At 67.3% G+C, this 20,843-nt stretch carries 19 protein-coding genes; 9 read left to right on the top strand and 10 right to left on the bottom strand.

Annotated elements, in window-relative coordinates; translation table 11 throughout:
* Nucleotides 1–35: 35 nt before the first annotated feature.
* Entirely contained in the window at nucleotides 36–1,193 is a 1,158-nt protein-coding gene (locus AB0M63_RS00345) for a histidine kinase (RefSeq protein WP_366017852.1), read from the top strand.
* Nucleotides 1,190–1,882, top strand: coding sequence for a response regulator transcription factor (locus AB0M63_RS00340; protein ID WP_355904572.1), 693 nt, complete (start codon nucleotides 1,190–1,192; stop codon nucleotides 1,880–1,882). The genes AB0M63_RS00345 and AB0M63_RS00340 overlap by 4 nt, the downstream gene beginning before the upstream one ends.
* Here AB0M63_RS00340 and AB0M63_RS00335 read toward each other — a convergent pair.
* Both AB0M63_RS00335 and AB0M63_RS00330 read right to left on the bottom strand, forming a co-directional pair.
* Complete coding sequence (locus AB0M63_RS00335) at nucleotides 1,851–2,408, bottom strand: hypothetical protein (RefSeq protein WP_366017851.1); 558 nt, start codon at nucleotides 2,406–2,408, stop codon at nucleotides 1,851–1,853. The two genes, AB0M63_RS00340 and AB0M63_RS00335, sit on opposite strands and share 32 nt — an antisense overlap.
* Before the next feature lie 153 nt (nucleotides 2,409–2,561).
* On the bottom strand, nucleotides 2,562–3,449 hold the full coding sequence (locus AB0M63_RS00330; RefSeq protein WP_366017849.1) for an NADP-dependent oxidoreductase: 888 nt from the start codon (nucleotides 3,447–3,449) through the stop codon (nucleotides 2,562–2,564).
* A gap of 138 nt (nucleotides 3,450–3,587) precedes the next feature.
* Between AB0M63_RS00330 and AB0M63_RS00325 the strand changes: the two genes are divergently transcribed.
* Complete coding sequence (locus AB0M63_RS00325; protein WP_355904563.1) at nucleotides 3,588–3,986, top strand: helix-turn-helix domain-containing protein; 399 nt, start codon at nucleotides 3,588–3,590, stop codon at nucleotides 3,984–3,986.
* A 15-nt stretch (nucleotides 3,987–4,001) separates the two neighbouring features.
* Here AB0M63_RS00325 and AB0M63_RS00320 read toward each other — a convergent pair whose 3' ends face one another.
* Both AB0M63_RS00320 and AB0M63_RS00315 read right to left on the bottom strand, forming a co-directional pair.
* Nucleotides 4,002–4,475 carry a MarR family winged helix-turn-helix transcriptional regulator gene (locus AB0M63_RS00320; protein ID WP_355904560.1) on the bottom strand — a complete coding sequence of 158 codons (474 nt, stop codon included), beginning with the start codon at nucleotides 4,473–4,475 and terminating at the stop codon, nucleotides 4,002–4,004.
* Between the two features lie 81 nt (nucleotides 4,476–4,556).
* Nucleotides 4,557–5,024 (bottom strand): hypothetical protein, encoded by a 468-nt coding sequence (locus AB0M63_RS00315; RefSeq protein ID WP_355905272.1) that lies wholly within the window; start codon nucleotides 5,022–5,024, stop codon nucleotides 4,557–4,559.
* Nucleotides 5,025–5,146: 122 nt separating this feature from the next.
* Between AB0M63_RS00315 and AB0M63_RS00310 the strand changes: the two genes are divergently transcribed.
* Genes AB0M63_RS00310 through AB0M63_RS00300 form a run of 3 tightly spaced genes read left to right on the top strand, consistent with a single transcriptional unit; the run spans nucleotide 5,147 to nucleotide 6,485 of the window.
* Nucleotides 5,147–5,485 (top strand): YnfA family protein, encoded by a 339-nt coding sequence (locus AB0M63_RS00310; RefSeq protein ID WP_355904557.1) that lies wholly within the window; start codon nucleotides 5,147–5,149, stop codon nucleotides 5,483–5,485.
* Between the two features lie 56 nt (nucleotides 5,486–5,541).
* Nucleotides 5,542–6,318: an SDR family NAD(P)-dependent oxidoreductase gene (locus AB0M63_RS00305; protein ID WP_355904553.1), complete on the top strand. Its 777-nt coding sequence runs from the start codon at nucleotides 5,542–5,544 to the stop codon at nucleotides 6,316–6,318.
* Nucleotides 6,318–6,485: a hypothetical protein gene (locus tag AB0M63_RS00300; protein WP_355904550.1), complete on the top strand. Its 168-nt coding sequence runs from the start codon at nucleotides 6,318–6,320 to the stop codon at nucleotides 6,483–6,485. The genes AB0M63_RS00305 and AB0M63_RS00300 overlap by 1 nt, the downstream gene beginning before the upstream one ends.
* 29 nt (nucleotides 6,486–6,514) lie before the next feature.
* On the opposite strand, the gene AB0M63_RS00295 is transcribed toward AB0M63_RS00300, so the two are convergent.
* The 3 genes from AB0M63_RS00295 to AB0M63_RS00285 form a co-directional block, all read right to left on the bottom strand.
* Nucleotides 6,515–7,918 (bottom strand): hypothetical protein, encoded by a 1,404-nt coding sequence (locus AB0M63_RS00295; protein WP_366017845.1) that lies wholly within the window; start codon nucleotides 7,916–7,918, stop codon nucleotides 6,515–6,517.
* Nucleotides 7,919–7,967: 49 nt separating this feature from the next.
* Entirely contained in the window at nucleotides 7,968–9,335 is a 1,368-nt protein-coding gene (locus tag AB0M63_RS00290) for a hypothetical protein (RefSeq protein WP_366017844.1), read from the bottom strand.
* A 218-nt stretch (nucleotides 9,336–9,553) separates the two neighbouring features.
* The gene (locus tag AB0M63_RS00285) at nucleotides 9,554–10,747 is read right to left on the bottom strand and encodes an RtcB family protein (protein WP_355904538.1); all 1,194 of its coding nucleotides are present in this window, start codon (nucleotides 10,745–10,747) and stop codon (nucleotides 9,554–9,556) included.
* 236 nt (nucleotides 10,748–10,983) lie between these two features.
* On the opposite strand from AB0M63_RS00285, the gene AB0M63_RS00280 reads away from it, so the two are divergent.
* The 3 genes from AB0M63_RS00280 to AB0M63_RS00270 all read left to right on the top strand — a co-directional run bounded on the left by AB0M63_RS00280 (nucleotide 10,984) and on the right by AB0M63_RS00270 (nucleotide 14,365).
* Nucleotides 10,984–11,829, top strand: coding sequence for a DUF3558 domain-containing protein (locus AB0M63_RS00280; protein WP_366017843.1), 846 nt, complete (start codon nucleotides 10,984–10,986; stop codon nucleotides 11,827–11,829).
* A 118-nt stretch (nucleotides 11,830–11,947) separates the two neighbouring features.
* Nucleotides 11,948–12,826 (top strand): DUF3558 family protein, encoded by an 879-nt coding sequence (locus AB0M63_RS00275; protein WP_366017842.1) that lies wholly within the window; start codon nucleotides 11,948–11,950, stop codon nucleotides 12,824–12,826.
* 192 nt (nucleotides 12,827–13,018) lie between these two features.
* Nucleotides 13,019–14,365 carry a DUF2637 domain-containing protein gene (locus AB0M63_RS00270; protein WP_366018508.1) on the top strand — a complete coding sequence of 449 codons (1,347 nt, stop codon included), beginning with the start codon at nucleotides 13,019–13,021 and terminating at the stop codon, nucleotides 14,363–14,365.
* Nucleotides 14,366–14,507: 142 nt separating this feature from the next.
* On the opposite strand, the gene AB0M63_RS00265 is transcribed toward AB0M63_RS00270, so the two are convergent.
* The 3 genes from AB0M63_RS00265 to AB0M63_RS00255 form a co-directional block, all read right to left on the bottom strand.
* Nucleotides 14,508–16,190 (bottom strand): CBS domain-containing protein, encoded by a 1,683-nt coding sequence (locus AB0M63_RS00265; protein ID WP_366017841.1) that lies wholly within the window; start codon nucleotides 16,188–16,190, stop codon nucleotides 14,508–14,510.
* Between the two features lie 351 nt (nucleotides 16,191–16,541).
* Complete coding sequence (locus AB0M63_RS00260; protein WP_366018507.1) at nucleotides 16,542–17,753, bottom strand: MFS transporter; 1,212 nt, start codon at nucleotides 17,751–17,753, stop codon at nucleotides 16,542–16,544.
* A gap of 351 nt (nucleotides 17,754–18,104) precedes the next feature.
* Nucleotides 18,105–20,342 carry a tetratricopeptide repeat protein gene (locus tag AB0M63_RS00255; protein ID WP_366017840.1) on the bottom strand — a complete coding sequence of 746 codons (2,238 nt, stop codon included), beginning with the start codon at nucleotides 20,340–20,342 and terminating at the stop codon, nucleotides 18,105–18,107.
* Nucleotides 20,343–20,843 lie beyond the last annotated feature (501 nt).

Below are 20,843 nucleotides of genomic sequence, written 5' to 3'. Positions count from 1 at the left end.
CGCAACGGCCCGACCGCAGCGGAGAGTGGGACCTGATGAACCGAACTCAGGCCGTGACCCGCTGGTTCACGGCGGACAACAACCCCGTCCAGGTCTTCGGCACCGTCGTCGCCCTCGTCGTCGCCGCGCTCACCGTGCGCCCGGTCGGGACGTCCGGTACCGGGCTCGCGGTGTTGTGTCTGCTGGTGCTGGAGTCGCTGCTGCTGTGTACGCGGCTGATTCCCGAGGGGCTGTTCTCGGCCGGCACACAGCTCGCGGTGGTGTGCGTGTGGGCGGTCGGGGCGGCTGCGCTGATGAGCCTGGAGCACTCGGGGGCGTCGGCGCTGTTCGCGTACTTCGTGACCGGGCACGCCGGTTACCGCCTCGAAGCGCGGCGCGCGCTGCCCTTCGCCGCGCTCACCAGTGCCCTGTGCGCGGGGGCGCTGCTGCTGCCGTGGGGCGGCCATGACACCTCGTGGATCGTGGGTGCCTTCACCGGTGCCAGTGTGCTGGTCGGGATCTCCAACCGCGCCCACACCGACGCGCTGCGCTCCGCGCGGGCCGCCGCCGAGCAGTCCGAGCTGGCCGCACGCGCCGAGGCCCGGGCCGAGACGCTCGCCGAGCGGGCCCGGATCGCCCGGGACGTGCACGATGTGCTGGCCCACTCGCTGGCCGGGGTGAACATGCAACTGGAGGTCACCGACGCCCTGTTGGAGGCCGGTGACGTCGACCGGGCCCGGGAGGCCGCCCAGCGGGCGCAGAGCCTGGTGCGCTCGGGGCTGACCGAGGTGCAGCGCACGGTCGGGGACCTGCGGGAGGACGCGCTTCCGCTGGTGGAGACGCTGCGGTCGCTGCTCGCCTCCGGGTCCGACGCCGGTACGCTGACCGTCGACGGGCCGCCGCGTGAACTGCCCGTCCGCCTCGCCCAGGTGATCGTGCGCTGCGCCCAGGAAGCCCTGACCAACGCGCACAAGTACGCGCCCGGCGCCCCGGTCCGTATGCGCCTGGAGCACCGGCCCCAGGAGACTGTCTTCGAGGTGGTCAACCCGGCGCCGCCGCAGGGCCCTCGGCCCCTGGCCGGTGCGGGGAGCGGGATGGGGCTTGTCGGGATGCGCGAGCGGCTCGACCTGGTGGGCGGCACGGTGACGGCCGGGCCGATCGTGGACGGCGATGATGCGGGAGGATGGCGGGTGCGCGTGGTGATCCCGGGATGAGCGACGAGCGGCAGGGCGAACAGCAGCCCGGCGTAAGGGTGGTTGTCGCCGACGATCAGACGGCGGTCCGTGAGGCGCTGGCGACCGTGCTCGATCTCCAGCCGGGTGTGGAGGTCGTCGCGACGGCCAGAGACGGCGGAGAGGCAGTGCGGGCCGCCGAGGAGCACGCGCCCGATGTGATCCTGATGGATCTCAACATGCCGCGGATGGACGGGGTGGAGGCGACTCGGCTGCTCACCGAACGCTTTCCCCAGGTCGCCGTCGTCGTGCTCACCACCTTCGCCGACGAGGAGTACATCCTCGCCGCGCTCGGCGCCGGTGCCCGCGGCTACCTCACCAAGGAGTCCGGCCGGCAGGACATCACCCGCGCGGTGCGGGCCGCGGCGGCCGGGCAGTCCGTGCTCGACCCCGCCGTACGGGACCGGCTGGTCGCCGCCGCCGCGCGGGGCGGCACCCCCGCCGAGCGGCCGGGCACCGGACTCGCCCCGGATCTCACGCCCCGGGAGGTGGAGGTGCTCACGCTGATCGGCGAGGGGCTCACCAACCGGGGGATCGCCGAGCGGCTGGTGGTCAGCGAGGCCACGGTGAAGACCCATATCAACAACCTCTTCGCCAAGGCGCATCTGCGGGACCGGGCGCAGGCCGTGAAGTACGCGTTCATCCACGGACTGGTGAAGACCCCCGGGTGAGGGCCTCGCCCGGGGTTCCGGCCGGCGCCAGCAGGCGCACGCGGGCCAGCAGCAGGAACACCCGGGTGAGGACCATGGCCAGCGCCATGATGACGAAGAACGGTGCGATGGCGTCCTGGACTATGTGGTGCTCCGCCATGAACGTGCCCAGGTGGTCGCGGAACCCGGTGTTGTGCTCGGCGAGATAGATGAAGGCGACGCGCAGCGCGACCAGCGCCGTCCAGATCGCGACGAACCCCACGCCGCAGCGGGTGTGGACCACGCCCGAGTCCGGGTCCCGCTCCACGCCGGTGGTGAGCGTGGCGACGACACCGCACGCCAACCCGATCGCGGCGCCCACCAGATAGACGACGAGGTCGGCCTGCTGGCCGGGCATCCCCCTCAGATAGAAGTAGCCGGCCACGGACACCGTGCCGATCGGCATCAGCACCTTGTGCAGGTCGTACTTCCGGCGTCCGTACTGCGTCAGCATCATCACCGCGAAGATGCCCCCGCTGATCGTCAGCGCCTGCTCCATGTCCGTCATGACGTCGCACTCCTCGGTCTTCGGCGGTCTGCCCGCCGTCCCTTGTCCTGAGTGCGACTCTCCCGCCGGGGCCGGAAAAGCTCCCGGACCCACGGGTGGAAATCCGGGTGGAGAGGCCGGGTGGAGCCTCCCCCCGGAAACGCCCGGACAGCCTCAGGGCACGAGCACCAGCCGCCCCCGCACCCCGCCCTCCGCCAGCCGGGCGTGCGCCTTGGCCGCGTCCTCCAGGGCGTACGCCTCCGCCACCCGCAGCGTCAGTACGCCCTCCTCCACCAGCGTGACCAGTTCGGCGAGCCGCGCCCCGTCCGGGCCCACCTCCACCGCCCCGGTCCGTACCCCGCGCACCGAAGCCGGCGCGGCCCGCGGGATCACCCCGGCGAACACGCCCCCGTCGCGCACCCACTCCAGGGCCCGCTCCCCGAGGACGGCCGCGTCCAGCACCGCGTCCACGCTCCCGGCCGGCACGCCCTCACTCGTGAACTCGGCGGCCCCCAGGGACCGTACGAACTCCTCGTCGTCCGCGCGCGCGAGCCCCGTCACCAACACCCCACGGCGGGAGGCGAGTTGGACGGCGAACCCGCCCACGGCCCCCGCCGCCCCCGTCACCAGCAGCGACTGACCCGGTGTCAACTCCAGTAGATCCAGGGCCTGTACGGCGGTCAGCGCGTTCAGCGGGAGGGTGGCGGCGTGGACGGTGTCGACGCCCGCCGGTGCCTTCGCCACCGCGTCCGTGTCCACGACGACGTACTCGGCGTGCGTGCCCAGCGGCCTGCCCATGGCGTGGTAGAGGGCGACCACCTCGTCGCCGACGTGCCACGCGGTGGCGGCGCCGGTCGCGTCCACCGTCCCGGCGACGTCCCAGCCGAACCCGAACTGTCCCGCGCCCCCGAACGCGCCGGCCCGCACCCCGGCGTCCACCGGGTTCAGCGTGGCCGCCGCGACCCTGATCCGTACCTGCCGGGCGCCCGGCTCGGGAATTTGCGTCTCCACGACCCGAACCGACTCGGGCCCGCCGAACGTCGTCACCACTGCAGCACGCATGACCGACAGCTCCTCTTATAAGGGTTTCGCCGGGATACCTCCTCGGCTGACCGCAACCCTAGGAAGAGCTACTATCCATCGGGAAGTAGTTACCTGAGAGTGCGTACCTATCCCGGAAGTGAGCGGAGGCCACGACCCATGGCGACCATGACGGCGGCCCAGCGGCGCGAACAGGCGCGTGTCGAGTACGACGCGTTCATCCGCAGCTGCCCCACCAACCAGCTCCTCGACCGCATCAGCGACAAGTGGGTCAGTCTCGTCGTCGCCGCCCTGGCCCCGGGCCCGATGCGCTACAGCGACCTGGGCCGCAAGATCGCCGGCGTCAGCCCCAAGATGCTGACGCAGACGCTCCGTTCACTGGAACGCGACGGCATCCTCTCCCGCACGGTCACCCCGTCCGTGCCCGTCCGCGTCGACTACGAACTCACCCCGCTCGGCAGCAGCCTGAGCATGCTGCTGCTCGCCGTGAAGGACTGGGCGGAGACCCACATCGAGGAAGTCCACGAGGCGCGGGGGCGCTACGACGGGGACGAGTGAGGAGCGGGGGCGGCCCTACACGTCCCCCGCCCGCAGCCGCGCGATCTGCCGGCCGCTGAACTCCACCGTCCGCCTCATGTGCCCGACGATCACGGCGAGTTCGGCGTCGCCCAGTTCGTCGAAGAGGGTGAACCAGCCGCCGCCGAGGCGGTTCCACATCCGGGCGAACTCGGTGATCTTCTCCGGGACGGTCGCCACCAGCACCCGCCGCCGGTCCTCCGCGTCCCGCTCCCGCACGACGTACCCCGCCCGCTCCAGCCGGTCCACGAGCCGCGTCGCCGACCCGGTGGTCAGCCCGGTCAGCTCGGCGATCCGGCCCGTGGTCACCGGCCCCGCCTCCAGCGTGAGCAGGTTCAGACACTGCAGATCGGTGGGGTGCAGCCCGAGGCTGTCGGCGACGGCCTGGTTGAACAGGGCGTACGACGCCATGTACCGGCGCGATACGGAGGACAACTCGTCCAGCAGCCGCGCCCGCGCGTTCCCGGACATGTCGCACCCCTCGTCGTCTCGTCGTCTCGTAGTCCGTGCCGTACGGAGATCGAGATCGTACGACGAGACCGGGGGCGTGACTCAGAAGTAGTACCTGTCCCCGGTGTCCAGGACGAGCACCCGCTGCTGGTCGTTGGCCCGGTTGCCGTCCACCGCGCCGCCGCCCCACACCGTGTCCAGCTCCAGCACCACCTCGGAGGACGCGTCCCGCAGCCGTACCCGCACCTCCATCCGCTCGCCGATCTCGTCCGCGGCCAGCGCCCCCGTCCGGCACACCACCGCCCGCTCCCCCGACCGGGCACACCCCTCCGGCAGCGTCTGACTCGCGGCGAGGGGCTTCGACCAGCGCAGCCGTACGGTCGCGTCGGGGACCGCCGACGGACCGTGGTTGCGCGGGGTGAACCGCACGTCGAACCGGCCCCCGGTCATGGTCGCGGAGCCGTGATAGGCGAGATCCGCCTCCGGACCCGGCACACCCGGGGCCGCCCCCAGCACCGCGAACGCGGCACCCGCCACCACGCCGGCCCGAAGCACCCGTACCACCCGCATACCGCCCATGTGCCATCCACTCCTCAGTACGCCGTCCACCGCGGTCGCAGGGATGTATCCCACGCACGGCACACGACAGGCGCCGTCCATCAGGTGACACCGCGTGTGATGGGGTGGCGGCCATGCTCGTTCTTCGCTCCGCGGCCCTCTTCGTGCTCGCCGCCGTCTTCGAGATCGGCGGCGCCTGGCTGGTCTGGCAGGGGGTCCGCGAACACCGCGGCTGGCTGTGGATCAGCGGCGGGGTCATGGCCCTCGGCGTCTACGGCTTCGTCGCCACCTTCCAGCCCGACGCCCACTTCGGCCGCATCCTCGCGGCCTACGGCGGGATCTTCGTCGCCGGTTCACTGGCCTGGGGCGCGGTCGCGGACGGCTACCGGCCCGACCGCTGGGACATCACCGGCGCCCTGATCTGCCTGGCCGGGATGGCCGTGATCATGTGGGCGCCCCGCAACGGCGGCTGACCCGGCTCTATACCCTGGCAGCAGTCAGTCGTACGTTTCGTTCCGAGGAGCAGCCCATGGCCACCGCCGCACCGTCCGCCGCCTCCCGTATCGCGATCGTCACCGGGGCCAGCGGTGGAATCGGCGCCGCCACGGCCCGGCAGCTCGCGGCGGCCGGTTACCGCGTCGTCCTCACCGCCCGCCGCAAGGACCGCATCGAGGCGCTCGCCGAGGAGATCAACAAGGCGGGCCACAAGGCGACGGCGTACGCACTCGACGTCACCGACCGGGCCGCCGTCGACGAGTTCGCCACCGCCTTCAAGACCGTCGGCGTCCTGGTCAACAACGCGGGCGGCGCACTCGGCGCCGACCCCGTCGCGACCGGCGACCCCGCCGACTGGCGCACGATGTACGAGACGAACGTCCTCGGCACCCTCAACATCACCCAGGCCCTCCTCCCCGCCCTCACCGCCAGCGGCGACGGCACGGTCGTGGTCGTCTCCTCCACCGCCGGCCACGGCACCTACGAGGGCGGCGCGGGCTATGTCGCCGCCAAGCACGGCGCCCACGTCCTCGCCGAGACGCTCCGCCTGGAGATCGTCGGCACCCCGGTCCGGGTCATCGAGGTCGCGCCCGGCATGGTCAGGACGGACGAGTTCGCGCTGACCCGCTTCGGCGGCGACGCGGAGAAGGCGGCGAAGGTCTACGCGGGCGTCGCGGAGCCCCTCACCGCCGACGACGTGGCCGACACGATCACCTGGGCGGTGACCCGCCCCAGCCACGTCAACATCGACCTCCTCGTCGTCCGCCCCCGCGCCCAGGCCTCCAACACCAAGGTGCACCGGGAGCTGTGATGTCAGAGACGCCCGACGAGGACGACCGGTCCCTGGAGAAGCGCCGGCTGGCCGAGGAGACCAGGAACGAACGCAAGGTCTGGTACTTCCTCGGCTACTTCCTCTTCGGCATCCACATCATCGCGTTCGTGATGATGTACGCGGTGACGCACGCCCCGAAGAAGTAGCACCCCGGCGGAGCAGGCCGGGGTGCCGCTCACTTCCGCTGGTCGAAGATCCACTCCCTGATGCCGTCGATGGTGTAGGCGATCGGCCAGGTCGAGTTGTGCTCAAGGGCGTTCGGGTTCTGCTTGACCTGCGCCGCCGTGAGGGTCGTGCCCTTCAGGAACGTCGAGTAGTTGACCGTCGTCCCCTTGGCCCGCATCGCCTTGACGTCGGCGGCGAACGCGGTGGCGTCGGCCCTCCCGTTCCAGGTCGCGCGGCTGACCTTCGTACCGGCCGCCTCGATGACCTTGGTGATGGCGTTCATCCCGGGATAGGCCTTGGTGTCGCCCTGCGAGACGGTGATCCAAAGGTTCTTCTTCGCCAGCGGCTTCGCCTGCGCGTCGGGCCACTGGCCGGCGACGACGAACGAGGCCGCGAACAGGTCCGGGTACTTGATGTTCAGACCGAGGGTCATCATCGCGCCCATGGACTGGCCGGTGGAGTACAGCCGGTCCTTGTCGATGCTGTACCGGGTCGTCAGGTCCTCGACCAGGTTGGCCGTCGCGTCGAAGTACGCCGTCGGCTTGTAGTCGTCGCTGACCACCACGGCCGGGTACTGCGGCGCCAGCACGAACGCCTCGCGCTTGGCCTGGTCCTCGGGACTCGCCCAGCACACGGCACCGAGCCCCTGCACGAGCGTCGCCGTCGGAGTCGTACTGACCACGCTCGCGTCGTGCATGAAGAGGACCAGCGGATACGACTTGGTCTTGTCGTAGTTCTTGGGGACGAAGAGGTTGTACGGCAGGGACTTGCCGGTCTTCGGGTCCTTGAAGGTGAACTGCTTGAAGTCGTCCACGATCGGGTTCACGGTCCCGGTGGTGGTGACCTTCGCGCTGTCGGCCGCGTAGGTGTCGCCGTCGACGGTCGTGACGGAGCCGGCCTGGGTGACCGTTCCCTTGGCCTTCTTGAGGTTGGCCGCACCGCCGGTCGCGCCGAGGGTCGGGCCGGGGACGACGCCGGGAGTGCCCGTCGCCTGGGGCGCCGCGGACGAGGGCTGGGCCGAGCTGCCGGCACTGCTCTGTCCGCCGCCGTTTCCGCCCCCGCCGCCCCCGTTGCCGTAGGGACCGGAGATCCCCCACAGCAGCGCGCTGTCGTCGTCCGGGGAGAGCTCGACGATGACGTACCTGCCGTCGGTGCCCTGGTCGGCCGTCGCGGCGCTGGTGTTGGCGTAGACCTTGGTGACGGTACGGCCCTCGGCCTTGAAGGACGACGTCGACAGCTTGGCCGTGGCGATCTCGGCGTCGTACTCGACGGCGACGGCGATGAACTTCTGGCCCTCGCCGTACACCTTGGTGATGGCGGTGGCGCTCTTGACGTGGCCGTTCCCGCTGCCGGAATCGCCGGAACCAGAGCCGGAACTGCAGGCGGTGAGGGCCGGCGCGGCAATTGCGGCCATCCCCAGAGCCCGCGCCAGGAAAACACGCCTTGTAGGCATTTTCCCCACCTCAGTTCAGCGAATTGATGATGCGTCCGATGCGCGCCTCGGCCTTCTCGGCGGTGCCCTTGATGTAGAAGCCGTCGACCGCCTCGTAGGTCACGTGGTCGAAGTTCCATTTATCGGGCATGTTCTTCGCGCCGCCCTCGAACATCGACATGACGAAAGTGCTGGAGAACGACGAGTTCTCGCGGATCGCGGTCGCGGTACTGGTGGACAGCTCCGGTTCCACGCCGGCGAAGACGCCCTTGCCGACCTGGAAGACCCAGATCGGCACCTGGGCGGTGCCGGTCGGGGTGAAGGTGACGGTCTTGGTGGGCGCGCTGGCCTGGGGGCCCGTCACCTGGGTCGTGGTGATGTCGTCGGTGACCAGCCGCACCACGACCGACTTCCCGCTCTCGTACTTGGTGATCCCCTGCGCCACCCGCACGATCTCGTTCCCGAGCCGCTCGCCCTGCGCGGTCAGCAGCGCGAAGCCGGCGTCGTGCAGATCGACGCCGTAGGTCCAGCCCTTGTCCTTGTCGATCGTGTACCGCTTCGAGCGGTACGCCGGGAACTGGTCCCCGCACGCCCCGACCAGCCAGAAGCCGACCGCGCCCGGGTACTGCGCCTCGACGTGCGCGACGGCCGCGCCGGCGAGGTCGGCGGTGATCGGCAGGGTGCCGTCGGCCATGACCGAGTCCTGCATCACGCAGGACTGCACGTTGTAGTTGGTCAGCACGGCGATCGGGTTGCCGTCGAGGTCGTTGAAGCGGGCCACGTACACGCCCTTGTCGGAAGGCAGTTGCTCGTTGACACCGAGCCAGTAGCCGTCCGCGGTGGACACATTGCGGTTGACGTTGACGTCGGACCGACCGGAGCCGTAACCGACCTCGGCGTCCTGCAGATTCTTCACCGCGTCGGCGACGGCCGACTTGGTCGCGGTCACGATGTTCTGCACATACGTCGCGGCAGCGGCCGAGGACGAACTCGCCTGCACATGCGGCGCCGAGAAGCAGTGCGTGACGGTGACCATGATGTTCGCGGCGGCCACGCCACTGGCCGCGGTGATGGCCTCGCGCATCAGCGCGATCGCCTCGGCGCTGATCGAGGTCAGGTCCAGCACGGCCAGGGCGATACGGCGGGAGCCGGACTCCACCAGCAGCACACGGACGTTGAGGTCGTCGTGCACGGCGGTGAAGTTGTCCAGCGGCAGCAACGAGGCCGCCGGCGTGAACGCGGCCTTGCCGACACCGACCTTCAGCCCGCCCGTCGCCTTGGTCGCGGCCTGCGCGGAGCCGGCCCCGCCCACCACGGTCGCGGCAAGGGCGGTGGCCGCACCGACGGCCACCACGGCCCGCCGGCTCATCTCGCTCTGGTTCTGGTGCCGCTCCATCATCTGCTGTCCTCCAAGACACTGCGGGTGGGGTCAGGCCAACACCCGCGCAGCATCACAGTGAATTTCGGAGCCAGCAATAAGGGTCGCGCGCAAACAAAGCTTTCACGAATTGCGCAGGCAATTTGACGTGCGAAGGCGACGGAAAGCCACAGGAATGGGCCCTGAATTCACAGCGCTCCCAGAGAGACCTCAGAGCGGCCGATGCCTTGACTTGTCGCTCAACCCTTCACGCACACAACCTGCTTCAACTTCGCCACGACCTCCACAAGATCCCGCTGCTGATCGATGACCTGGTCGATCGACTTGTACGCACCCGGGATCTCGTCCACGACGCCGGAGTCCTTACGGCACTCCACACCCCGCGTCTGCTCCTCCAGGTCCCTCGTCGAGAAGCGACGCTTGGCCGCGTTACGGCTCATGCGCCGACCGGCGCCGTGCGACGCGGAGTTGAAGGCCTTCTCGTTGCCGAGGCCCTTCACGATGTACGAGCCCGTGCCCATCGAGCCCGGGATGATCCCGTACTCGCCGGAGCCCGCGCGGATCGCTCCCTTACGGGTGACCAGCAGGTCCATGCCCTCGTACCGCTCCTCGCTCACGTAGTTGTGGTGGCAGGAGATCTCCGGCTCGAAGGTCGGCTTCGCCTTCTTGAACTCCTTGCGGACCACGTCCTTCAGGAGCGCCATCATGAGCGTGCGGTTGTACTTGGCGTACTCCTGAGCCCAGTAGAGATCGTTCCGGTACGCGGCCATCTGCGGGGTGTCCGCAACGAAGACAGCGAGGTCACGGTCGACCAAGCCCTGGTTGTGCGGGAGTTTCTGGGCCGTGCCGATGTGATGCTCGGCCAGTTCCTTGCCGATGTTCCGGGACCCGGAGTGCAGCATGAGCCACACCGAACCGGACATATCTACACAAACTTCGCAAAAGTGATTCCCGCCGCCAAGCGTCCCCATCTGCTTGACAGCCCGCTCCTCCCGGAACTTCACCGCATCCGCGACCCCGTCGAACCGCCCCCAGAACTCATCCCACCCACTGGTGGCCAGCCCATGGAAGTCCCCCGGCTCGACCGGACTGTCGTGCATCCCCCGCCCCACCGGAATCGCCTGCTCGATCTTCGACCGCAGCCGGGACAGGTCGCCAGGAAGATCGTTCGCCGTGAGGGACGTCTTCACCGCGGACATGCCGCAGCCGATGTCGACCCCCACCGCCGCCGGGCACACCGCGCCCTGCATCGCGATGACCGAGCCGACCGTCGCCCCCTTGCCGTAGTGCACGTCCGGCATGACCGCCAGGCCCTTGATCCACGGCAGGGTCGCGACATTGCGGAGCTGCTGGAGCGCCCCTTCCTCGACCGTCGCCGGGTCGGTCCACATGCGGATCGGGACCTTCGCGCCCGGCATCTCCACGTACGACATCTCGTCCTCATTCCCCCGAAATCACAGTAAAAGTCATACATCGCAAAACCAGCGCCAAGGTCAACGAAAGGGACAGCGGACCGGCGTCCACGGCTGTGCGTGCGATACACATTGTCTCCAGGGGGTCCCCGCCCGCGGCAAGCGATTAACCAGCGGGGACACTGGCTGTGCCTCGATCGTTCAAGGGGTCGAGGGACACGGAAGACACCTGGCACACCGTCGAGAGGAGCCCGACCGTGCAGCGGAAGGCGTACGTACCGGGCGCCGCCGCGCTCCTCGTGGCGCTGCTGGCAGCAGGCTGTACGAGCGGCTCGGCCGACAGCGGTACGACGGACGACGCGAACCCGGGCGAGGCCGGTACGGCGACGGCGGTGGCCCAGCCGGGCAAGTACCGCACGCTTCCGGAGCCCTGCGGGGCCGTCAGCCAGAGCACGCTGGACTCCCTGCTCCCCGGGATCAAGCAGATCACGGACGCGGAGCAGCGGGAGACGGCGTACGAGGGCGACGCGACGCTGACGTACGACACGGACCGCAAGGTGGGCTGCCGTTGGAAGGTGGAGTCCACGGACGCGACCGACCATCTGCTGGTCGACTTCGAGCGGGTGGTGTCGTACGACAACGCGGTGAGCGACGACAACCAGGCGCAGACGATCTTCGGGACGAAGGAGGCGGCGGCGGATCTTCCGGAGCCGTCGTCGAGCGCCACGGCATCGGACTCCGCGTCGGAGTCGGCGACACCCTCCACGTCCGCCACTCCCTCGTCGTCCGCCTCCGCCTCCGCCTCCGCGTCCGGCTCCTCCTCCGCCAGCGCCAGCGCTTCCCCCTCCGCCTCCCCCACCGGGCTCCAGCCCCGCACCCTCTCCGATCTCGGTGACGACGCGTTCCTCGACGACACGTTGAGCAGCTCGGGTTCGACGGCGAAGCAGCGGACGGTGACTGTGGTGTTTCGCACGTCCAACGTCATCGTGACCATCGAGTACGAGGAGCAGCCGGCGACGGTCGGTGTCGTGCCGGACAGCCAGAAGATGCAGGACAGGGCCCGGAAACTGGCCGCGCAGCTGGCCGATTCGCTGAACGGATAGGGCACTGTCGGGTGGCTGTCGCGGCTCCGCGCAAAGGCGGTGAACGGAGACCGCACAGCCGGCTCACCGCGTACCGTGGCCCCTCGGACCCGATCCGACGGCAGGAACCACGAGCGTCATGAGTGAAGGAACCATGCATCAACCAGCACAGCGAGACCGGCTTGACCCCCAGCGAGCGAAGCGTGTCAGTCGCGCCCTTGTCTGCGCGGCCGCCGTCCCGGTGATGCTGATCGTCGCCGGCTGCTCCTCGGACTCCGGCTCCGGCGACGGGGCGAGCAAGGAGGCGGGCCCCGGTGCCACGACCTCGGCCGCGACCGCCGCTCCCACGGTGCAGGCGGCGGCGTACAAGAAGTTGCCGGAGCCGTGTGCGGTGCTGTCGGCGAAGACGTTGACCGAGTTGGTGCCGAAGGGGGCCAAGTCGGGCAAGGAGGGTTCGTCGAGCGACACGGCGTCGCGGGGCAGTTGCTCCTGGACGAGCCTGGACAACAACGGGGTCAAGGGTTCGCAGTTCCGTTGGCTGAACGTGTCGTTGCTGCGGTTCGACTCCTCGCAGACCCAGGGCGAGGGCGACAAGCTGGCGCAGGCGTACTACACGAAGCAGGTGCGGGAGGCGCAGTCGGTCACCGGCGCGAAGAGCACCAAGTCGGAGCCGGTCGCGGGTGCGGGTGACGAGGCCACGGCGGTGCGCTACGACCTGAAGAAGAAGGAAGGCGCCTTCAAGCAGCAGACGGTGGTGGCGCGGGTCGAGAACGTGGTCGTCACGATCGACTACAACGGCGCGGGTCTGGCGGGCGACAAGGCGCCGAGCGCGGACACGCTGACGAAGGCGGCGGAGAAGGCCGTGAAGGAGGCCGTGGCCGCGGTCACGACGGCCAACGGCACCGGGAGCGGTTCGGGTGCGGGCTCGCCGTCCGCGTCCCCCACCAAGTCGGCGTCCAAGTCGCCCTCCAAGGCCGCGAGCGCCTCGCCCTCCCCCTCGGCGACAAAGAAGAGCTGACCGTCACATCGAGGCGGACTCAGGCGTCAACTCGCAGGTCAGCAGAGCTTTTTGACGGAGCCCGGTCCTCTCGCGGACCGGGCTCCTGACAGACCGGCACCCGGAGCGCCGCACACATGTGCCACCCTGTTGCGCGCAACAACATGTAAGGGGAGGGGAGTCCGGGTGTCCGCGCCCATTCAGCTCACACGTATGCACCGCGTGCTCATCGGCGTGGTCGTCACCGGTGCGATGGTCATCGCCGGTATCGGCTTCGCCGGTTCGTACGCCGCCGTACGTGAACTCGCCCTGAAGAAGGGCTTCGGGAACTTCGCGTATGTCTTCCCGATCGGTATCGACGCGGGCATCTGTGTGCTGCTCGCCCTGGACCTGCTGCTGACCTGGATCAGGATCCCCTTCCCGCTGCTGCGTCAGACGGCGTGGCTGCTGACGGTCGCGACGATCGCGTTCAACGGCGCGGCGGCCTGGCCTGATCCGCTGGGCGTGGGTATGCACGCGGTGATCCCGATCCTGTTCGTGGTCTCCGTGGAGGCGGCCCGGCACGCGATCGGCCGGATCGCCGACATCACGGCCGACAAGCACATGGAGGGCGTCCGCCTCACCCGCTGGCTGCTCTCCCCCGTGCCGACCTTCCTCCTCTGGCGGCGGATGAAGCTGTGGGAGCTGCGTTCCTACGAGCAGGTCATCAAGCTGGAGCAGGATCGTCTCGTCTACCAGGCGCGCCTCCACTCCCGCTTCGGGCGCGCATGGCGCCGCAAGGCTCCGGTGGAGTCCCTGATGCCCCTGCGACTGGCCCGCTACGGCGTCCCGCTCGCGGAGACCGCCCCCTCGGGTCTCGCGGCGGCGGGCATCGAACCCGTACTGCTGCCGCCCGTCCCGCAGTTGGAGGCGGCGCGCGAGCCGGAACCCGCGCCGCAGCAGAACACGGCGCCCGTCCGGGAACAGCTTCCCGCTCCCGAGGCGAACGAGCCCCCCGAGCAGCCCGGGCAGCCCGAGCAGCCGGACTACGCCGAGCCGCAGAGTCAGTGGCTCCAGGCGCGCGACCCTCAGTCGATCGCGTATCAGGGCGGGTACGACCCGACGTACGAGCCGGAGAGCCCGTACAACCAGTGGTACGAGGAGCAGCCGCCGGAGCAGTTCCGGGGCCAGCAGCAGTTCCGGACCCGGCGGCAGTTCGAGGAGCAGCAACAGTTCGAGGAGCAGCCGGCGTTCGAGGAGCAGGGGTTCCCGCAGCAGTACGAGGAGCCGCCGCTGCCCGCCCCGGAGCCGTCTCCGGAGGACACCGGCACCTTCCCGATCCCAGCCGGTCCCGGCCGTACCCGTGAACTGGGTGAGGGTGGCGGCACCGAGCCGACCGAGGAGGACTACTACATGGTCTTCAAGAAGTCGATAGACGGCAGCTACCCGACGGCCGGTCAGTTCAGGGGTGACGTGGAAGCCACGTTCGGCACCCCGCTCGCGCAGCGCGAGGCTGAACGGATGGTCAACCGCTTCACCAACCGCCACACGGCGGAACTCCAGGAAGACCACATCGCATAGGCCAGCCAAACAGTGGAGTTATCGACCAGGGCCGACGAACGACGATGTCATCAGGAATCGCCTCCTGCCTGCTGCACTTTGAGCGGGGTACCCAGATTGGCGCGGCAGCCTTGGCAGCCCCTCGCGCAGTACTGCCGGCCTGTCAGACCTGAGGCTGCACCGTCTTCAGCATCTTCAAGGCAATTCTGATCTCTTCCACCGCACTCGCGCGATCATCGTCGAGTTCGTGGAAGTGCATCGTCATGTTTCGGATCGTCCTCACACGGTCCATCCGTTCGGCGAAACTCTGCTGCGGGAACTGCCAGCCGGTTGCCTCCCACACATCAGAGCGCTCCAGCAACTTCACGTAGTCGATGAAGTTCATGCCTGTATCCGCGAGTTTCTGGATCTTTGTCGGGTCGCCCGGCAGACCGTATTCCCCAGTCGTCTCCTTTATGCGACGCAGCGCGGCGGCAAGGGCCCGCCGCAGCCGACGCTCCAGTTCCTCAAGGAGGGCATAGGGGCGCAGTTCCTGCTCGAACCGGTGCGCGAGGTCATGGCCCGTCACGATGCCTGACAGACTCCCGTCCGGATTCACCACGAACACGCACCCGTGGTCCGCGACGTCGGCCAGGCAGTCCACCATGGGCTCGTCAGTTCTCACTGCCCGGACTTTCAAGACGGCAGCGTCCCGGACAAGCGCATTCGCAGGACGGTTTGTCGCGCCAATCTCCCGCCAAGTGATGGAGCCGCGCAGATGCCCGTCATCGTCCAGCACAGGGAGTTGGTCGAACGAGTGCTCCGACATCAACTCCACAGCCCGAGTGAGCGGATCGGACAGGCGGACCGACTTCAGGTCACTACGCGCCGACGGCAGCCGCCCCACCGTGACAACCACAGGTGCTGCACTCGGAGCCCCCGCCTCCTCTCCGTCCTGTTCCTCCTCGCTGTCGCTCTCCGCCCCTGCCCCGTCGCCAGTTGGTACGTCTTGGATGTCAAGGATTTCCGGTCCTGGATCGTCTGGCTCTACGTTCTCCAGTTCCAGTGCGCCCGTCTCTTGTCCCAGGGACTGCCGCTCGGCTTCCGGTGCCTGTCCGATGGGGATAACGCGGATAGTGCGATCGATCGGGACCTCGGTGAACGGCGGAACCGTCGAGAGGCCGAACTCCGCGAGGTCTTTCCGGATGGCCGTGACTGCCTTGGACGAACGGCTTACGACATCCCAGACGCTCAGGAAGTCGCGCACGGCGAGTTCGACAGGTCGGTCCTTGGGGGCTTCGGCAACCTTCTCGGCCAAGGCTGCAGCACCATCCAGCAGGCGGAGGTCCTTGGGCGCATCGGGATTGCCCGGGTCAGGGTTGCCGTCAGCCAGCGCCGCGAGCCGGGACACCGCGTCGAAGCGGCGTAGTTCGCTCACGGTGAGGAGCGAACCGAGCGTGGCACGCAAATCCGCTCGGATCTCGGAGCGAGGCACGTCCTTTCGGTTCCATTTGACACTGCGGACATGACGAAGGCCCGGCGCGGCGTCCGCCCGGTAGCGGTAGTCCCCAGTGAGGTACCCGATAGCGACGTTGCCGGCCTTCAGCGGGAGGACCACGATGTCACCGGGCACGAGGACGGATCGAAAGCGCCAGAGCTGGCCCTGCCAGTTGTTGAGTACCCGAGGGCTCTCGCGGGGGTATGCCTTGGCTATCTCGGCCCGGAGACCATCCCAAGACGAACACTGCGTAAGATCACCGAGTTCCGGCCAGCCCGCGATGGTGAGGCCTTCGCCGAGCGAAGCGTCCTCCCTTTCACCGTCAGAGCCGGCACGAACCATCCAGGCCCTCGCCACGTCATCCCCCATTGATCTGTTGATGCCAGTCAGTACCCGTGCGATTATCGGCGAGCCCTGATGGGTGATCAAAGGGGGGTGGAGCGAGACTCTGTCCTGCATGTCGGGGGCGGCCTTGCCTAACCGGCATGACGATCAACAACGTTTCTCTGACGCATCACGACGGTGCGGCCCGGCTTTGCCCTGGTGACGGCACGGGACGGGGGACGGTTGGTCGGCTTCGTCTTCGGCTACGCCCTCCCGGCCGGGGCCCACACTGGTGGGGTGCAGCCTGAGCCGACACCGGAGTTTGGTGGGGACTGGGCTGCCTACGCCGCTGATGTCAGCCGCCGAGTTGAGCAGCGAACAAGGTACATGCCCCGCTCAGTCCAGCTGCAGGCCACGGAGTGGCTTCGAGGCCAGGCCTACGATCCCGGCGCCGCAGACCGCCACCGCACACACTGCCGCGGCGATTGTGGCCGTCTCGGCATCAGCGAGTAGGCCGAGGACGTTGTTGGCCACCAGCAGGGCCAGGCTCTGAACGAGCGTGAGCAGTGCCTGCATCCTGGACAGGTGCGTCTCCGGGATGCTCGTCAGCACCAATGGCCCGATATGGCAGGCAAACATTCCCGAGCCCGCTCCAACCACAGTCCCTCCGGCCACTGCCACGCCGGTGGCCGGAGCTATGGCCACCGCTGCAATCCCCAGTGCCGCGCCACACAGACCCAGCGCCGCCCCGACGCCGATCCGCCGCATGGCACCCCGCCGCGTTACCAGGAGCGACACGACGACCATGCCAACAGCCTGGCCACCGGTCACCAGACCGGCCGCCCCAGCACCCCAGCCGTGCTCCCTGGCCAGCAGCGGGTTCAGCAGCGACACCACCGGCAGGAGAAAACCCGCAGCAGCACCCGTCAGCAGCAATGCCGGCCGCAGCACCGGATCCTTCACGGCGAGCCGCACCCCACCCACCGCCCCCGCCAGAAGACTCTCTTGATGCGAGGACCGCTCGACATCGAAGGTCGGCCTGACTCGGAGGAGTACCACCAGGACGACCGCAAAGGTGACCGCGTCAACAGCGGCAGTGAAGGACAGTCCACCCGTTGCGACGAGTACGCCGCCAAGCGGCGCCCCGAGCAACGAGGCTATCTGCCCCCCGGCCTGCCGCATGGCGAGAGCCCGGGGGAGCTGTTCCTTGCCCACCAACCGGCGGGGCATGGACCCCGTCGCGGGCAGATAAAACGCGTCAACCGTGCCGATCACCGACGCAACCACCACAAGGAGCCAAGACGATGTCCCCAAGCGAAGGCTCACTACGGCGAGCAGAAGCGCGGCCGCGAACATCACGGAATCCCCGACGATCATCACCCGACGGGCGCCGAACCGATCACCGACGGCACCACCCAGCAGCAACAGAACCGTGCGCGGAAGCGTGATGGCGGTGAGGACCAAGGCGGCCATCGCACCACCATGAGCAGTGGCCGCCCAACCGAGGGCGAAGTACATGGCCGCATCACCCACGAGCGACGCACGGGTTCCCGCGAGCCAAAGCAGATACGTTCGCGGAAGTGCTGGCCGCCGGACAGGGGCTGGCATACCGGTATCGAGTTGTGAAGCCATGGACGCTGACCATAGGCGCTGCCTCTGACATCGCCCCCGCGGAAGACTCCGAACGCCACACTCACGAGACAGCACCCAGAGAGCGACCTGGGCCCAGCAAGCCTCGCGGAGAGCCCGCTATGCGACAGGTATTCAGACAGTTCCAATACCCGACTACACCGTTAGGCACCTCCGCCTCCGGCTTCCGCCAGGAGGCCGAGTCCGAACAGGCAATCGCCCGCGGCGAGAAGTACTTCCTTTGAGGAACGCAGCAGTAGGTAGACGTCGGATGAAGGTGTCACCGGTAGGGGATGAGCCGCTGCTACACCAGACAGGCCGCTTTACAGCTCAGCTGTCGGCGTGGTTTTGATTGACCCAGTGACTCAAGATGGCTTGCGTTGCGACCGTGCGAGGATGATCTGCACCAAGTATCTGTACTTGATCGCGGAGCAATTCCTCCAGAGTTTGCACGGCCCCGTCCAGATCCCCTGCCATGCCGCGCCAATGCGCGACATTTGCCCTGTTGGACAGCGGGAAGGGGTGATCTACTCCCAATACCCGCTCTTGGTCGGCTACGAGTTCGGCAAATGCACCGGCAGCAGCTTCGGCATCGCCGGCCTCTCCGATCCACCGCGCAAGGCTGAAACGAGTAGTCAGGGTGTACAGGTGATCCGCTCCCAAGACGTGCTCCTGATCCCGGCACAATGACCGCAGTGAATCGACAGCAGTTGCTGGGTCGCCTGCTTCTCCACGCCAGCGGGCCAGATTTCCGCGTGTCGACAGTGTACGGTAGTGATCAGGCCCAAGGACTCTTAGGCAGTCGACCAGAAGTCCCGAAAAGAGTTCTGCGGCTTGGTGCGCATCTCCCGTTTCCCCGATCCTTCGGGCGAGATTATGTCGAGTGTCCAGCGTGTCCGGGTGACAGAAACCCATTATTCTTTTGCGATCCTCAAGAAGTCCGGTCAGCATGGCCTTCGATACTTCTATGTTCCCTTCCTCGCCGAGCCAGTATCCCCAGTGATGGCGGGTCGTTAGGGTGCCAGGATGATCGGAGCCGAGATAAGTCGCCGAAAGTTGCGCCATATTCTCCCAGTAGGTCACAGCAGCACGGACGTGCCCCGCCTCGCCCAAGCTATTCCCGGCACGATACAACACGACGTATCCACCATCGCGCCAAAGGGCCTCCCCTGCCTTTTCTTCGAGAGCCGCCGCGTTGACTCGGAGTGAGGCACCGGTGGAGCGGTCGGGCTCCACTCTTGGCCAAGCAGAGAGTAGAGCTTCAGCGGCGGTGGATGCGATTTGGTCTCGCTCTGCCAGGGATAGCTTGTCTAGAACGGCGCGCTGGATGAGATTATGGACGCGGATTCCTGCCTGCGGGTTTTCGCCATAGTATTCGATGAGACTGAGGCGATACAGGCAACTTATAGCGGCTCGAACACATTCAGCTTCGCGAACCGATTGCATTGTATCTTCCGCCGAACCCGGCGTGTCCCCGGCAACGCGAGACCGGCGTCGGATAACAAAGTCAATTGCCGGAGGGCTTGTCAGTATCGACAGCGGAACGCCATTCGGATCGAACATGCTGGCGAGTTGAAGTTCAGGCAAAGCCATGCCTTGCGGGCGCAGGCGCTGAGCGCGCTCGATAGACAGGTCCCATACCGCCCATACCGTATGAGATTGATCATCAGGGAGCCCGCTTATGTCCACCGCCACGTCATGAAGCGTTCTGGCCCTATCTCCGAGGCGATTATTATATTCCCCGCAATCGATATTGAGGTCGATCACATACGCTGCCGCCTGGGATAAGGCGAGGGGCAAATATCCAAGATTCTTTGCGAGTTCTCCGATCTGCGCCCAGCTGTCCTCGCGCCCGTGAATCGCCAGCTGGCTGGTCAGATATTCAATGGCTTCATCCCGCGTGAACGGCTCCACATCTATCCTCTTGCGGTAATCGCCGCTCAAAGCGGCATCGCGGCGTCGAGTGGTGACCAGCGTGACCCCTCCACCATTCACAGGAGGCCAGAGGCCGTGCATATCTCGTGGATCACTTAGATCATCCAGAACAATTAGCCAGCGTCTGTCGCTACTCTCGAGTTCCGCAAGCAGCGAAGTGGCAGCAAATTCTGAATCCGCGGGATCGGCCTTGATCAATTTAACTGCGGCGCGAGCGTAGGCGGAGACGATAGCCTCTCTGGTGGTTGCAGTAACCCACAAAAGAAGATCAAGGTTTCCTTGTTGCCATGACCGACGAGCCAGATAGGCGGCAAGTTGTGTTTTACCGACCCCGCCAGTTCCGGAAATTATATGGCATCGTATTTTCGAATTGCGATCGGTCATCGACAACCACAAATTGACTGCGTAATGGCGCACCTGAAAACAGTCTGCCTGCCGCGGCACGAAGCCAATTTGATGATGCCATCGGCCCTCAAGGCGCGATGGGCCAATGTAAATTACTTGAGCGCCGGGTGCCATATGGCCGACGCTTAAACTTTGCTCGCTGGCTTTACTGCTGAAGATGCCAGGCGTGTGATGTCGCTCGCCCGTCGGTGCAAAAAGGGGATTCCCACCGGCTGCCGATCCGATCATCCCCTCTACGGATTCGGCGGAGGAGGGCTTCCAATTCGCGCGCCACCTTCGATTACCGTGGCGGCAATGGATCCGCCGTCAGCGCGGTTGATGATATCGCCCGCCGAAGCCACACCACCCAGCGTCGCTGAAACTCCTCCAGGACTCACCGGAGTCTCGGCAATAAGTTTGCGCAGAAGATGGCACATCTGAGTTTGCTCGGACTCGCTCAGATTGTCCAGCATAATCTCAAATCGCGTTTGCCAGGACGACTCCTGGCGAGTCCGAATCAGTTCTGCGTCTTGAGGTGTTGCTGACTCCAGAGCATTTGCCGTCTGATCCAGACGCTCAAGCTCGGCTCTCTCTCGGATTGGATCTCCACGGCCGAGGAGACGGGCTACCTGCTCCTTGAACCCTGCCCAAGCGTCTGTGCCAGCGGCTCCCACCACGGCGGTCCCACCTGCAGCTGCTAACGCAGCCACGGCTTCGGTGATCACTTTCAGTACCCCCTGACCCCAGCCT

Origin of the sequence: Streptomyces sp. NPDC051576 (genome assembly GCF_040681835.1) — a bacterium.
Classification (GTDB): Bacteria; Actinomycetota; Actinomycetes; order Streptomycetales; family Streptomycetaceae; genus Streptomyces.
Note: the sequence above shows the minus strand (reverse complement) of the source record. Positions and strands in the feature narration are given on the sequence as shown.

Coding starts and splice junctions, on each gene's coding strand:
- AB0M63_RS00345 (WP_366017852.1), top strand. CDS start 36: ATGAACCGAACTCAGGCCGTGACCCGCTGGTTCACGGCGGACAACAAC.
- AB0M63_RS00340 (WP_355904572.1), top strand. CDS start 1,190: ATGAGCGACGAGCGGCAGGGCGAACAGCAGCCCGGCGTAAGGGTGGTT.
- AB0M63_RS00335 (WP_366017851.1), bottom strand. CDS start 2,408: ATGACGGACATGGAGCAGGCGCTGACGATCAGCGGGGGCATCTTCGCG.
- AB0M63_RS00330 (WP_366017849.1), bottom strand. CDS start 3,449: ATGCGTGCTGCAGTGGTGACGACGTTCGGCGGGCCCGAGTCGGTTCGG.
- AB0M63_RS00325 (WP_355904563.1), top strand. CDS start 3,588: ATGGCGACCATGACGGCGGCCCAGCGGCGCGAACAGGCGCGTGTCGAG.
- AB0M63_RS00320 (WP_355904560.1), bottom strand. CDS start 4,475: ATGTCCGGGAACGCGCGGGCGCGGCTGCTGGACGAGTTGTCCTCCGTA.
- AB0M63_RS00315 (WP_355905272.1), bottom strand. CDS start 5,024: ATGCGGGTGGTACGGGTGCTTCGGGCCGGCGTGGTGGCGGGTGCCGCG.
- AB0M63_RS00310 (WP_355904557.1), top strand. CDS start 5,147: ATGCTCGTTCTTCGCTCCGCGGCCCTCTTCGTGCTCGCCGCCGTCTTC.
- AB0M63_RS00305 (WP_355904553.1), top strand. CDS start 5,542: ATGGCCACCGCCGCACCGTCCGCCGCCTCCCGTATCGCGATCGTCACC.
- AB0M63_RS00300 (WP_355904550.1), top strand. CDS start 6,318: ATGTCAGAGACGCCCGACGAGGACGACCGGTCCCTGGAGAAGCGCCGG.
- AB0M63_RS00295 (WP_366017845.1), bottom strand. CDS start 7,918: ATGGCCGCAATTGCCGCGCCGGCCCTCACCGCCTGCAGTTCCGGCTCT.
- AB0M63_RS00290 (WP_366017844.1), bottom strand. CDS start 9,335: ATGATGGAGCGGCACCAGAACCAGAGCGAGATGAGCCGGCGGGCCGTG.
- AB0M63_RS00285 (WP_355904538.1), bottom strand. CDS start 10,747: ATGTCGTACGTGGAGATGCCGGGCGCGAAGGTCCCGATCCGCATGTGG.
- AB0M63_RS00275 (WP_366017842.1), top strand. CDS start 11,948: ATGAGTGAAGGAACCATGCATCAACCAGCACAGCGAGACCGGCTTGAC.
- AB0M63_RS00270 (WP_366018508.1), top strand. CDS start 13,019: ATGCACCGCGTGCTCATCGGCGTGGTCGTCACCGGTGCGATGGTCATC.
- AB0M63_RS00265 (WP_366017841.1), bottom strand. CDS start 16,190: ATGGGGGATGACGTGGCGAGGGCCTGGATGGTTCGTGCCGGCTCTGAC.
- AB0M63_RS00260 (WP_366018507.1), bottom strand. CDS start 17,753: ATGCCAGCCCCTGTCCGGCGGCCAGCACTTCCGCGAACGTATCTGCTT.
- AB0M63_RS00255 (WP_366017840.1), bottom strand. CDS start 20,342: ATGATCGGATCGGCAGCCGGTGGGAATCCCCTTTTTGCACCGACGGGC.